The following is a 12,247-nucleotide window of genomic DNA, read 5'->3' as shown; positions in this document are numbered from 1 at the left end:
AGAAGCCGAACGTGCTCACGTCCATCACCATCGACCCGGCCGTGCACGCGCTGCGTCCCGACGCGGTCGTCCTGGCCCTGGTCGCCACCGGGCTGCCGGGCGGCCCGAGCGACGACGGCTCCCGCGCCGCGCTGGCCGAGGCGACCCTGTCGCTGCCCGTGACCCCGCCGGAGGAGCACCCGAACGTCATCGCGTGGCGGGAGGCGTACCGGGCCTTCGGTGCCAAACCGCAACGCACCCGCTGCTCGGTGGAGGCGCTGATGCGGCGCGGCGGGCTGCCCGAGGTGAACCGCCTGGTCGACCTGTACAACGTGGTCTCGGTGCGACACGTGCTGCCGGTGGGCGGCGAGGACCTGTCCCGCTACCGCGGCGCGGCCCGCCTGCTCCGGGCCGAGGGCACCGAGCCGTTCGAGGTCCTGGAGGCCGGGGTGCCCGCGATCGACCATCCCTCGCCGGGCGAGGTGGTGTGGTGCGACGACGAGGGCGTCACCTGCCGCCGATGGAACTGGCGCCAGTGTGTGCGCACCCGGATCACCGAGGACACCACCGAGGCGCTGTTCCTGTTGGAGCGGCTGGCGCCGATGACGTTGGACGCGCTGCGCGAGGCGGGCGAGGACCTGACCAAGCGGCTGCGTGACCTGTCCCCGGCGGTGCGGATCGAGAGCCGCCTGATCGGCGCCTGAGGCATCAGCGAGGCAGCGGGCCGACGTACACCCAGGCGCCGTCGTGGCGGACGAACCGGCTGTGCTCGCGCAGTGTGTCCCGGTGTCCGTGCTCGCGGTAGGTCGCGATGAACTCGACGGTGCCCTCCTGGTGGAACGGCCCGCCGTCGGTGCTCGCGAGCACCTCCAGGCCCAGCCACCGGGTGTGCTCGTCCACATCGACCCGCTGCGGCCGGGTGTCGGGATGCCAGGTGCGCAGCAGGTAGGCCGCGTCGTGCACGGCGAACGCGCTGTAGCGCGAGCGCATCAGCGATTCCGCGGTGGGCGCGGGGGAACCGGCGTGCCGTGCGCCGCAGCACGCGCCGTAGGTGTCGGGCAGGCCGCATGGGCACGGCGAACTCGCGGTGACGGCGTTCGGTCGAGGGCGTGGGGTGCGTCGGGACATGCCCCGATTCTGGCCCAACCGGGTCGCGTCGCGCCTACCCGGTGTGGGCCGGCGGTGACGGTGCCAGGCACGGGCCCGGCAACAGGTCGCGGATCATCGCCTCCCACTCGTCGGTGCTCGGCGGCGCGTCGGTGAGCAGGGCCTGGATGAGCAGGCCGTCCAGGGCGCCGACGAAGACCCGGACCCGGACCGGGTCGGTGGTGAAGCGCAGCGCGAAGTCGGTGACCGCGGCCATCCAGTGATCGGTGGACTCGCGCAGCTCCGGTCGCCGGGCGGCGAGCAGGAACAGCTCGTACTCGGCGACCAACAGGCCGGGCGAGGTGCAGATGTGGTTCAGGTGTTCGGCCAGTGCGCGCCTGGTGTCGCCGGGGGCGGCGGCGATCGAGCGCACGTGTATCGCGTCCGCGGTCATGCACGAGGTGAGCGCCGCGGTGAGCAGGTCGTCGACGCCGGCGAAGTAGTACGTGGAGGCACTGGTCGGCAGGCCCGCCTCGCGCGAGACGGTGCGGTGGCTGACCCCGGCCGCACCGTCGCGCTCGACCACGCGCAGCGTGGCCTCGATCAGCGCCCGACGGCGGCGGTCGCCCTTGGCTCGGCGGCCGTCGACGGCTTCCTCGATCAGTGGGGTTCACCTTCTCGTACGGGGGTGGCGCGGGCCAACGAGCCGCTGTGCGCGACGGTGGTCGCGCGCGGCGCGGTGCGGCGCAGCACACGGTATCCACCGAGGGCCACCGAGGCCGCGAGCAGGGCCGCGCCGGCGGCGACGCCGAAGCCCGCCCGAGCCCCGAAGTGGTCGACGACCATGCCGGACAGCGAGGAGCCGGCCGCGACGCCGATACCGATGCCGGTGGTGGTCCAGGTCATTCCCTCGGTCAGCCGTGCGGGCGGGACCAGGCGCTCGACCAGGCTGATGGTCAGGATCATGGTGGGCGAGATCGACATGCCGGCGACGAAGACGGTCGCGGCGAGTACGGGCAGGTTGCCCGCGAGCAGCAGCGGCGGGATGGTCACGGCGGTGCAGCCGATGCTGATCAGCAACATCCGGGGCAGCGGGGTGGCGAACCTGAAGGCGCCGAAGGCGATTCCGGCCACACAGGAGCCGGCCGCGTAGGTGGCCAACACGAAGCTCGCGGAGCCGCGTTGGCCGTGCTCCTCGGCGAACGCGATGGTGACCACGTCCACCGTGCCGAAGATCGCGCCGATCGCGATCAGGGTGACCACGAGCACCTGGAGGCCGCGGATGCGCATCACCGACGTGGTCTTGCCGGCGACGCGCGGGTGCGGCGGGGGCTCGGTGCCGCGCTGCACGATGAACAGCAGCACGCCGACGGTGAAGAAGACGATCGCGGCCAGTGGGCCGGCCTCGGGGAACGCCGCGACGGAGAGTTGTACGGCGATGATCGGGCCGAGGATGAAGCACAGCTCGTCCACGACGGACTCGAACGAGAACGCGGTGTGCAGGTGCGGCGAGCCCCGGTACAGCACCAGCCAGCGGGAGCGGACCATGGCGCCCATGCTGGGCATGCAGCCGGCGGGTACCGCGCACGCGAACAGGGTCCAGTCCGGGGCGTCGTAGCGGGCGCAGAGCAGCAGTACGCCCATCGCCAGGACGCTGACGGCGGTGGCCGGGACGAGTACCCTGCCCTGGCCGTAGCGGTCCACGATGCGCGAGATCTGCGGTGCGATCAGCGCGGTGGCCAGCGCGAACGTGGCGGCCACGGCGCCGGCGAGGCCGTACTCGCCGCGCAGTTCGGAGAGCATGGTGACGATGCCGATGCCGGTCATCGAGATGGGCATGCGGGCGATGAAGCCGGCTGCCGAGAATCCCTTGGCGCCGGGCGCGGTGAAGATGTCTCGGTAGGGGTTGCGCACGGGATTTCCCGTCGATAGAAAAAATAAAGTGGGACGTTCGTTCCAGTTTCTATCACGGGACGTGCGGTGCGCCAAGCCGCTTTCCGACCTCGATCGGCTTGCCCGATACGCCGACACGCCGATACGCCGACGCGGCGGCCTGCTCGTTCGCCGACCGCCGCGTCACCGGATCGGGCCCGCTCAGGCCGGGTCGACCGTCCAGTCGGGATGACCGGGCATCGGCGGCGCGTGGGAGCCGTACAGCCACGGGTTCAGGAACGGGGCCAGGTCGCGTCCGGCAACCTCGGACGCGAGCTTGATGTAGTCGGCCGTGCCCGCGGCGCGGCCTCGGTAGCGGGTGGTCCAGGCGCGCTCGATCCGGGCGAAGGTGTCCGCGCCGACCTCGATGCGCAGCGCGTACAAGACCAGTGCCGAGCCGTCGTAGCGCATGCGCTTGAACAGGTTGGGCTCGGTGGGCTCGGCGGGCGCGCCGGTGTCACGGCGCCAGATGTCGTGCTGCCGGTAGGCATCGCGCATCAGCGCCTCGAGGTTGGCGCCGCCGTTCTCCTCGCTGTAGACCCGCTCGTAGTAGCGGGCGTGCCCCTCGCTCAGCCACAAATCGGACCAGCGCTTCATGGCCACGCTGTCGCCGGTCCACTGGTGTACGAGTTCGTGCACCATGTTGCGTTCGGCGTTGATCCTGTCGCCCAGCAGGTCGGCCTTCGGGATCAGGGACAACGACTGGGTCTCCAGCGCGACGCCCAGGTCGGTGTCCGCCACGAGCAGCCCGTAGCTGTCGAACGGGTAGGGGCCGAGCCTGCTCTCCACCCAGGCCAGGTGACGGGGGGTCAGCGAGCGGTACTGCTCGACCTGGTCGACCAGTTGCGGCGGCACCGCGTCGCGCAGTCGGGTGCCGTCGGCGGCCCGGCCGTCGATCGGCGTGTACTTGCCGACGGCGAGCTGGAAGAGCTGGCCGGCCACGGGTTGCCGGCTGTCGTAGGTCCAGCGGGTGCGGCCCGGTGCGACCCGGCGCTTGTGCGTGAGAGTGCCGTTGGACAGCGCGACGAGGTCGTCGGCGGCGGTGATGTCGACCGTCGTGCGGGTGCGCAGGCTGGGATGGTCGTTGCTCGGGAAGATCATCTTGGCGCCGTCGGGTTGCGGGTAGATCACCGTGCCGTCGGGCGTGGGAATCCAGCCGAACGTCTCGATCGCGTCGTCGCGGTGCCGCTGTTGGGTGGGGTCGGCGGTGTACTCGACGCGCACCGTGAACGAGCGGCCCTTGGGCAACGGTCGGGCCGGGGTGATCACCAGCTCGTCACCCTCGCGGGTGGCGGTCGCGGCCCTGCCGTCGACCGTGACGCGGCCGAGCGTGTTGCCCGCGAAGTCGAGGTCGAACCGGGACAGCGCCTGGGTGGCGGTGGCCTCCATGGTGGTGGTCGCCGGGAACGCCGCGCCGGGGGCCCGCCAGTCGAAGTCCAGCGTGTAATGGTCGGCGCGGTAGCCGCCGTTGCCGCTCAGCGGCAGTAGCGGGTCGCCGATGCCGGGTGCGCCGGGAGTGGGCCGGGCGTCGCTCGCGTGTGCGCCGGCCGCGCCGGCCGCGGTGAGGGTCAGGGCGGTCGCGATGGCGAGGAGGGCATGTGGTGGATGTCTCATGCGCCTTACCTTGTGCCGGCGTCGTCGCGCGCGGTAGTGCCCGATGCGCCCTTTCACCCGCGTGGCGTGGCCCGTTCCGGAGGTTTGCCACAATTGTCGGCAACCGGACGGGTGAACGCTCGTAGGCGACCCGCTCGGCGGCCCGGGACGGTTGCCCACCCCGGGTCGCCGACCGCCGGTCGCGGGTCAGGCGCGCGGTTCGGCGGCGCGTTCGGCGGCCTTCTCGGCGGCCTTGTCCGCCTGGAAGCCGTCCTCGTCGCGGCCCTTGCGCCAGTAGCCGGAGAAGGAGATGTCGGCGCGCTCGACCCCGCGCTCGTCGACCAGGTGTCGGCGCAACTCCTTGACCACGCCGGCCTCGCCGTGCACGAACGCGTGCACCCGGCCGGCGGGGAAGTCGAGCTTGCGCAGCGCCTCGAGCAGATCGGGACCCGCGTCGCGGGTGATCCAGGCGAGGTCGAGATCCACCTCGGGGTGGGTGGCGGGCAGGGTGCCGGTGGGGGCCTCGGCGGCGGTGCCCACCTCCAGGAGGGCGATCGCCTTGGCCGCGGCGGGGAGCCGTTCCAGCGAGGCACTGATCGCGGGGTACGCGCTCTCGTCGCCGATGAACAGGTGCCAGTCCGCCTCGGGGTCGGGCGCGTAGGCGCCGCCGGGGCCGATCAGACGCAGCGTGTCGCCGGGGCGCGCACTCGCCGCCCACGGGCCGGCCAGGCCCTCGTCGCCGTGGTGGACGAAGTCGATGGTCAGCTCGCCGGTGTTCGGGTTGTTCGCGCGCACGGTGTAGGTACGGGTGCGCGGCCAGTCCTCGCGCGGGAGTTCGGCACGGATGGTCTCCATGTCGAACGGCTCGGGGTAGGTCACCCCGGGCAGCGGGAAGAGCACCTTGACGTAGGCGTCGGTGTAGCCGTTGTCGGTGAAGTGTCGGTATCCGTCGCCGCCGGCGACGATCCGGACCAGGTGCGGACCGACCCGTTCGCTGCTGTGTACCTGGAGTTCGATCAGTTTGCGGTTCTTGCGTACCGGGCGTTCCGCCATGGAGGTTCTCCTCACCTGCACTGTGCGACTGGTGCCGTGCCAGTTAGGTATACCTAACCAGCACGGATCGCGGGCCGTTCCTCGGGGGTGGCTCTCCTGCGCAGGGTGTGCCCGCCCGGGCGCACGTTCACCGCCACGGGGTGAGATCGGCGCGCTTGGGCGGGCGGCCGTCGCCGGAGGAGCGGCCGGTGGCGCGGCGGGCGAGCCACGGGCCCAGATGGGTCCTGGCCCAGCGCACGTCGGCGCGTCGGCGATCGGTCCAGGCCCGCGGCGCGGCGGCGGGCAGCGGCGCGCGCCAGTCGTACTCGACGGGCAGGCCCAGGGCCTGTGCGGTGGCCTCGGCGACTCGGCGGTGCCCCTCGGTGGACAGATGCAGACGATCGTCGGCCCACATTCGAGGGTCGTCGAACACGCGCGCGGTGAACAGGTCGACGACGGTGGCGTCGTGCCGCGCGGCGACGGTGTCCACGAAGGCGACCAACTGCTCGATCCGGGGCATCAGTCGGGCCGAGGAGCGCAGCCGGCGGGTGGGGTCGGTGCTGCGGAACAGCACCAGATGCGCGCCGCCGGCGGCGAGCTTGGCGGCGGCCTGTTCGAACACCGCGCAGACCGCGCCGACGTCGCAACGCGGGCGCAGCACGTCGTTCAGACCGCCGGCGAGGGTGATCAGGTCGCCGCCGAGCGCGACGGCGGTGTCGACCTGTTCGTCGGCGATCTGCCGGATCAGCTTCCCGCGCACGGCGAGGTTGGCGTAGCGCAGCGTCGGCGTGTCGAGGGACAGCCGGTCGGCGAGCAGGTCGGCCCAACCGCGGTAGGTGCCGTCGGCGGCGAGATCGGACATGCCCTCGGTGAAGGAGTCACCGACCGCGACGAAACTCGTGAAGGTGGGATGTGGTGTGTGCATGGCCGGAAAATCCTAGCCCCGGTCGACGTGGGGTGCGCACCGGCCGGACTCGGCCGCTCGGTGCCGGCGGCCCGCCCGGCGACGGTCGGGACTCGGCGACGGTCGGCCGCTCAGCGACGGCGGGCCACGCCGAAGAAGTAGTCGCCGAGCAGGGACTTGCTGCCGATCACGTCGAGCCCGTGCCGGGGGAGTTCGTCGAGGAAGTCCCGATCGCCGAACCGGTCTTCGGTGGGGTGGTCGAACAGGAAGGCGAGGCTGGGCCGGGCCAGCGCGCGAGCGGTCATCTCGGAGAAGTAGAACCGGCCGCCGGGGCGCAATACCCGGCCTACCTCGGCCAGACAGGCACGCCAGTCGATGATGTGGTGCACAATGGCGAAGTCGAAGACGGCGTCGTAGCTCGCGTCCGCCGCGCCGATGCCGGCCCGCAGGTCGGTGGCCGAACACTCGACCAGCGCCACCCGGCTGTTGCCGTGCCAGCGTCGGCGGGCCTTGGCGAGCAACGCGGAGTCCAGGTCGATGCCGTCAACCCGAGCGGCGCCGAACCGGTTCAGGATCAGCTCGATGCCCCGGCCGGTGCCGCAACCGATCTCCAGGGCGTGCGCACCGGGGTCGAGCCGCCCGCCCAGGCGCAGCAGCAACGGCGTCTCGTACCAGATCTGCGGCGCTCGGCGGAGGGGGCCGGCAACGACGATCTTCTCGACCGTGTTCATCCGCATGGCGTGCTCCCCCTGGTCGCCGAGTGTGGTCGGCGCACCACGATGGGCCATGTCATGGGCGGCGTCAAGGATGTGAGCGGCGGGTGCGGTGCGCCCGCCTGCGCGACGGACGAGAGGCGTTAGCCTTCGTGACGCGGGTCGGTGGTGCGAGCGCGCCGAATTCGTCGAGTGATGCCGGTCCGGGGAGCGGGTCGGTCGGGGCGACCGAAGGTGGTGCGATGAGCCGGACCGCGATGGCAGGAACGCTGACGGTGTTGCTGGTGGAGGACGATCCGGGCGACGCGTTGATGATCGAGGAGGCGTTGCTCGATCGCGATGGGGGACACACGCTGTGCCGGGCCGCGGACGGCATGGAGGCCCTGGAGTGGTTGCGCGCCCACCCCCGGCCGGACCTGGTGATCCTGGACCTGAACATGCCGCGGATGGACGGCCGCGAGTTGTTGTCGGCGATGAAGGCCGACGAGCGGTGGCGGACGATCCCGGTGGTGGTGCTGACCACGTCGGCCGCGCCGGACGACGTACGGCGCAGCTACGACCTGCACGCCAACGCGTTCGTGACCAAGCCGGTGGAGTTGGAGTCGTTCCTGGCGGCGGTGCGCGGCATCGACGAGTTCTTCCTGCGGTTGGTGACCCTGCCGCGCGGGTGAGCGGTGCTCGACACCCCGCCGTTCGGGTGCGGCCCGCTCACCCGGTCGGGGGGAGCAGCAGGGCGATGCCGTCCAACAGGCAGTCGAGTCCGAAGCCGAACAGCGAATCGAGGTCCATTTCCACCTCCGGATCGCTGAGCGCGGCGGCGTACATCGGGAAGTGACCGTTGCGCAGGATCAGGTCCATCGTCTCGTCCTGCGCCTGAATCCACTCCTCGCTGGAGATGCCGGTGGCCCGCTCGGCCTCGAACTCGGCCGCGATGTTGACGGCGGTACCGCGTACGTAGTTCAACATCGTCACCGCGATGTGCACCATCACCTGCGGCGACAGCCCGGTGAACTCGGCCATCGCCCACTCCACATGCGCCATGCCGCGCATGGTCGGCAGCGGGCGGGTCATCGACATGACCTGGGCAAGCCACGGGTGTTCGCGGTACATCCGCCACTGCAACCGGGCCGAAATCTCCAACCGGGCCCGCCAGCCCACCCGCTCGTGGGACGGGATGGGCTGCTCGGCGAACGCGCTGTCGGCCATCGCCGCGAGCAGATCCTCCTTGCCGGGCACGTGCCGGTACAAGGTCATCGCGGCCACGCCCAGTTCGGCGGCGATCTGGCGCATCGACACCGCGGCCAGGCCGCGTTCGTCGGCGATCGCCACGGCCGCCGACACGACACGTTCGCGGGTGAGTTCGGCGTCGGTGCGCGGTGGATGCACGGGCGGTACGGCGATGGTCGCGGCGCGCGGACGCGGGCGGTCGGCGCCCTCGGTGCGGCCGGTGCGATCGGGGTGGTCGGCGACCACGGTACCGATGCCACGTACGGCGCGAACCAGGCCGGCCTCGCGCAGCGCGGTCAGGGCCTTGGTGGCGGTGGCCATCGCCACGCCCCACTCGACGGTGATCGCCCGGGTGGAGGGGACCCGGTCGCCGGGCCGCAACTCGCCGGTCTCGATCCGGCGGCGCAGTTCGGCGACGATCCGGGCCGTGGGGGTGGTCGCGGTGGTGGGGCGGGGCATCGGGGCCTCCCGGGCGGTGGGGCGGGCGGTTCGGCGGTGCACTAGGGCGACGGTCAGTGCACTATAGGGCACGCACGGCGTGGGGATTTGGTGCACTAGTTTCGGTGCACTACTTGAATAAGCCTTTATCTGCCCAGGTGGTGGCGCCATTGCATGTGCCGGTCGGCCTTGCATACTCTGTACGCTCGAAGGCGTACGCCGTATTGGTGCATCAGCGGGGGAGAGCTCCAGTGACGAACATCGAGACATCCGAGCGGCCCGAGTCGGTGCCGTTGGCGGGGCGGCGGGAGTGGATCGGGCTGGCCGTTCTGCTGTTGCCGCTGCTGCTGGTGAGCATGGACGTGTCGGTGCTCTACTTCGCGGTGCCGTTCATCGGCCGCGCGCTGGAGCCCACCGGTACGCAGCAGTTGTGGATCCTGGACATGTACGGATTCGTGCTCTCCGGCCTGCTGATCGTGATGGGCGCGCTCGGCGACCGGATCGGCCGCCGCCGACTGCTGCTGGTGGGCGCGGCGTTGTTCGGCGGCGCGTCGCTGGCGGCGGCGTACGCGCACAACGCGGAGACGTTGATCGCGACCCGGGCGCTGCTGGGTGTGGGCGGCGCGGCGCTGATGCCGTCCACGCTCGCGCTGATTCGCACCATGTTCGCCGACCCCAGGCAGCGCGGGACCGCGATCGCGATCTGGACGGCCGTGATGACCGGCGGGATCTCGCTCGGGCCGATCCTGTCCGGCGTGCTCGTCGAACACTTCTGGTGGGGTTCGATCTTCCTGATCAACGTGCCGGCGATGGCGCTTCTGCTGCTGTTGGTCCCGGTGTTCGTGCCGCGCCATCGGGGCCTTGCCCAGGGGCCGTTCGACCTGATCGGCGCGGTGTTGTCGCTGGGCACGCTGTTGCCGGTGGTGTACGGGATCAAGGAGATCGCCCGCTCCGGCGCGGCCGTCCTGCCGGTGCTGAGCATCGGCTTCGGGTTGCTCGTCGGCGCCCTGTTCGTGCGTCGTCAACTCACCGCCGCACACCCCCTGTTGGATCTGGAGCTGCTGCGCGTGCGGGCATTCGGCGGGTCGGTGGTGGCCAACGTGTTGTCGATGTTCGCGATCGTCGGCTTCGCCATCTTCACCACGCAGTATCTGCAATCGGTGCTGGGGATGAGCCCGTTGCGGGCCGCGCTGTGGAGTCTGGTGCCATCGCTGGCGGTTGCGGTGGCCACTCCGGTGGCCACCGTGCTGGCCCGGCGGATCGATCGGGCGTGGGTGATGTGCGGCGGGTTCGTACTGGCCGCGGGCGGGTTCGCGGTGCTGAGCGGGGCGCGGCCGGAGTCCTCGTTGGGGGTGGTGCTCAGTGGGGCGGCCGTGTACGCGGCGGGCGTGGTCGCGGTGATGAGCCAGGTGACCGAGATGGCGATGGGCGTCGCGCCGGCCGATCGGGCCGCGTCCGCCTCCGCGGTGTTGGAATCGGGGAGCGAACTGGGCGGCGCGCTGGGCATGGCGCTGCTCGGCACGATCGGCGACGCGGTCTATCACCGCGCGATGGCGGACACGGCGCCGAGCGGCCCGGCCCGGGAGACGCTCGGTGGGGCACAGGCGGTCGCGGCGCACCTGCCGGGAGACTCCGGACGGGCGCTGGTGGACTCGGCTCGGGACGCGTTCTGCGACGGGCTGAACGCGGCCGCGATCGGGGCGTTGGTGGTGATGCTGGTCGCGGCGGGGTACTGCGCCCGGTTCCTGCGGGGTGTGCCGGTCGCGAGCGGTGGTGGTGCGGGGGATGGCGCCGCTGCGGGGGAGGGCGTTCGTTCGGGAGATGCGGGGTCGGGCGCGGATGCGGGCGCGGATTCGCGTGCGGGTAGGGATTCGGTCGCGGGTGTGGGCGTGGGCTTCGGTGCGGGTTCGGGTGGAGTGAGTGGGCGATAGGGCGGCGGTTGGGGTCGGGGAGGCGTCGGACCGGCGGTGAGTGGGCGGGCGGCGGGGACGGGGACGGGGACACGGTTGGCTCGGTGCCGGTCGTACCCGCTTTCCCGCCGCTCGAGCGGATGTCCGCGGTCGTCCGGTGGCCGGGCCCGTGCGTCGATCCGGTCCCGGGGCTCGCGCGAGTGATGGACGCGGGTCAATTTCGGGTGCAGGCGCGGGCGGTGTGGATGGTGGTGGCGGCGAGGTAGAAGGCGTCCGGGCGCCACAGGATGCCGGTGTCGGCGTCGGTGTCGAGCAGGGCGTCCAGGGTGGCCAGGTCCCGCCCGTCGAGGCGGTCGGCCAACAGGGTCCGGCGATGTGCCAGTTCGGCGTACAGGTGTTCGCGGGGCGCGGCGTCCAGGGGCGACGGCAGGTCGATCAGGAACGAGTGCGAACCGGTGGGTACCAAACCCGCGCGGGCCAGCATGGCCGGCCAGTCCTCGACCTCGGCGCGGGATCCGGGCAGGGCCGCGCGCAACTCGGCGAACCAGTCCTCGTGAGCGGCGTCCAGCCGGGCCTGCAGACCCGGCCGGCCGATGCCGATGTCCCGGGGCAAGAAGCGTGGGGCCAGGCCGCGTTCGGCGACCGCGATCACTCCGCCGGGACGCAGCACCCGAGCCAGCGCGTCCAACGCGGCCTGTTGGTCGCCCAGGTGGTGTACGACGTCGCCGGCCCAGACCAGGTCGGCGCTGCCCAGCGTATGCAGGTCGGCGGGCAGGTCCACTCGGTGGGTGCGAACCCGGTGGCCCAGGCCCTCGCGCCTGGCCCGGGCACCGGCTCGGGCCAGCAGGCCCGGATTGGGCGCGCCCGTGACCACGTCGGCGTTGGGGAAGTAGCGAGCCAGCAGGCAGGAGGCGATCCCCGGGCCGCCGCCGAGGTCGAGGATGCGGTCCACCCGGGCCAGCGTGTGGTCGCCGTACAGCGCGAGATCGCGCAGGCGCGCGGCGGCCTGCTCCAGGAACGGGGCATGCAGCTCGGCCTCGCGTTCGAGGTGCCGACCGGCGGCGTCCCGATCCAGATCGTCGGGGCTGGAGTGGATGGTCATCGCTGGGTCTCCCGAGGTCGGGGCGCTCATCGCGGTGGGCGGCCGGGTCCGATCTTGTGCGTTGCGGGGGACAACGTCGGGGCATGGGCGCGGTAATCCTGCTTGTTGGGCGACTTCGTCGCCGGCTCGCGAGGGGTTGCTTGTTGGGCGACTTCGTCGCCGGCTCGCGAGGGGTTGCTTGTTGGGCGACTTCGTCGCCGGCTCGCGAGGCACCACCTTTTTCTCTCCCCCGCTTCGCTCCTCCGAGAAAAAGGCGGCCCCTCGCTCGGGACGGTGTGTCCCTCCGCTTCGCTCCGGGTCACACCGTCCAAACTGGCGGCTCCGCCGCTCT

At 71.8% G+C, this 12,247-nt stretch carries 12 protein-coding genes; 3 read left to right on the top strand and 9 right to left on the bottom strand.

Features of this window, described 5'->3' with window-relative positions; all coding sequences use genetic code 11:
• The first annotated feature begins 11 nt into the window (after positions 1-11).
• Positions 12-683 (top strand): B3/B4 domain-containing protein, encoded by a 672-nt coding sequence (locus A3IC_RS0102660; RefSeq protein ID WP_020548515.1) that lies wholly within the window; start codon positions 12-14, stop codon positions 681-683.
• A gap of 4 nt (positions 684-687) precedes the next feature.
• On the opposite strand, the gene A3IC_RS52145 is transcribed toward A3IC_RS0102660, so the two are convergent.
• The 7 genes from A3IC_RS52145 to A3IC_RS0102620 form a co-directional block, all read right to left on the bottom strand.
• Positions 688-1,107 (bottom strand): YchJ family protein, encoded by a 420-nt coding sequence (locus tag A3IC_RS52145; protein ID WP_026217809.1) that lies wholly within the window; start codon positions 1,105-1,107, stop codon positions 688-690.
• Between the two features lie 34 nt (positions 1,108-1,141).
• Positions 1,142-1,651 (bottom strand): TetR/AcrR family transcriptional regulator, encoded by a 510-nt coding sequence (locus A3IC_RS52140; RefSeq protein WP_020548513.1) that lies wholly within the window; start codon positions 1,649-1,651, stop codon positions 1,142-1,144.
• Positions 1,652-1,725: 74 nt separating this feature from the next.
• Positions 1,726-2,979, bottom strand: a complete 1,254-nt coding sequence (locus tag A3IC_RS0102645; protein WP_020548512.1) for an MFS transporter — start codon at positions 2,977-2,979, stop codon at positions 1,726-1,728.
• 180 nt (positions 2,980-3,159) lie between these two features.
• Positions 3,160-4,611, bottom strand: a complete 1,452-nt coding sequence (locus A3IC_RS0102635) for a M1 family metallopeptidase (protein WP_020548510.1) — start codon at positions 4,609-4,611, stop codon at positions 3,160-3,162.
• A gap of 186 nt (positions 4,612-4,797) precedes the next feature.
• On the bottom strand, positions 4,798-5,643 hold the full coding sequence (locus tag A3IC_RS0102630; RefSeq protein WP_020548509.1) for a siderophore-interacting protein: 846 nt from the start codon (positions 5,641-5,643) through the stop codon (positions 4,798-4,800).
• 127 nt (positions 5,644-5,770) lie between these two features.
• On the bottom strand, positions 5,771-6,547 hold the full coding sequence (locus A3IC_RS0102625; RefSeq protein WP_020548508.1) for an SGNH/GDSL hydrolase family protein: 777 nt from the start codon (positions 6,545-6,547) through the stop codon (positions 5,771-5,773).
• A gap of 110 nt (positions 6,548-6,657) precedes the next feature.
• Positions 6,658-7,263 (bottom strand): class I SAM-dependent methyltransferase, encoded by a 606-nt coding sequence (locus A3IC_RS0102620; protein WP_245599128.1) that lies wholly within the window; start codon positions 7,261-7,263, stop codon positions 6,658-6,660.
• Positions 7,264-7,481: 218 nt separating this feature from the next.
• Here A3IC_RS0102620 and A3IC_RS0102615 point away from each other — a divergent pair, with 218 nt between their 5' ends.
• Entirely contained in the window at positions 7,482-7,910 is a 429-nt protein-coding gene (locus A3IC_RS0102615) for a response regulator (protein WP_020548506.1), read from the top strand.
• 37 nt (positions 7,911-7,947) lie between these two features.
• Here the strand turns inward: A3IC_RS0102615 and A3IC_RS0102610 are convergent, their stop codons facing one another.
• Positions 7,948-8,925: a TetR/AcrR family transcriptional regulator C-terminal domain-containing protein gene (locus A3IC_RS0102610; RefSeq protein ID WP_020548505.1), complete on the bottom strand. Its 978-nt coding sequence runs from the start codon at positions 8,923-8,925 to the stop codon at positions 7,948-7,950.
• A gap of 230 nt (positions 8,926-9,155) precedes the next feature.
• On the opposite strand from A3IC_RS0102610, the gene A3IC_RS0102605 reads away from it, so the two are divergent.
• On the top strand, positions 9,156-10,835 hold the full coding sequence (locus A3IC_RS0102605) for an MFS transporter (RefSeq protein WP_020548504.1): 1,680 nt from the start codon (positions 9,156-9,158) through the stop codon (positions 10,833-10,835).
• Between the two features lie 193 nt (positions 10,836-11,028).
• Here A3IC_RS0102605 and A3IC_RS0102600 read toward each other — a convergent pair whose 3' ends face one another.
• A complete protein-coding gene (locus A3IC_RS0102600) occupies positions 11,029-11,916 on the bottom strand; it encodes a class I SAM-dependent methyltransferase (protein ID WP_020548503.1) in 888 nt (295 codons plus the stop codon).
• Positions 11,917-12,247: the final 331 nt, after the last annotated feature.

Source organism: Embleya scabrispora DSM 41855 (assembly GCF_000372745.1).
In the GTDB taxonomy this organism is placed as follows: Bacteria; Actinomycetota; Actinomycetes; order Streptomycetales; family Streptomycetaceae; genus Embleya; species Embleya scabrispora.
Note: the sequence above shows the minus strand (reverse complement) of the source record. Positions and strands in the feature narration are given on the sequence as shown.

Excerpts from the sequence above, each read along its gene's own strand:
- A3IC_RS0102600 (WP_020548503.1), bottom strand. The coding sequence starts at position 11,916 with ATGACCATCCACTCCAGCCCCGACGATCTGGATCGGGACGCCGCCGGT.
- A3IC_RS0102620 (WP_245599128.1), bottom strand. The coding sequence starts at position 7,263 with ATGCGGATGAACACGGTCGAGAAGATCGTCGTTGCCGGCCCCCTCCGC.
- A3IC_RS0102610 (WP_020548505.1), bottom strand. The coding sequence starts at position 8,925 with ATGCCCCGCCCCACCACCGCGACCACCCCCACGGCCCGGATCGTCGCC.
- A3IC_RS0102625 (WP_020548508.1), bottom strand. The coding sequence starts at position 6,547 with ATGCACACACCACATCCCACCTTCACGAGTTTCGTCGCGGTCGGTGAC.
- A3IC_RS0102630 (WP_020548509.1), bottom strand. The coding sequence starts at position 5,643 with ATGGCGGAACGCCCGGTACGCAAGAACCGCAAACTGATCGAACTCCAG.
- A3IC_RS52145 (WP_026217809.1), bottom strand. The coding sequence starts at position 1,107 with ATGTCCCGACGCACCCCACGCCCTCGACCGAACGCCGTCACCGCGAGT.
- A3IC_RS0102615 (WP_020548506.1), top strand. The coding sequence starts at position 7,482 with ATGAGCCGGACCGCGATGGCAGGAACGCTGACGGTGTTGCTGGTGGAG.
- A3IC_RS0102635 (WP_020548510.1), bottom strand. The coding sequence starts at position 4,611 with ATGAGACATCCACCACATGCCCTCCTCGCCATCGCGACCGCCCTGACC.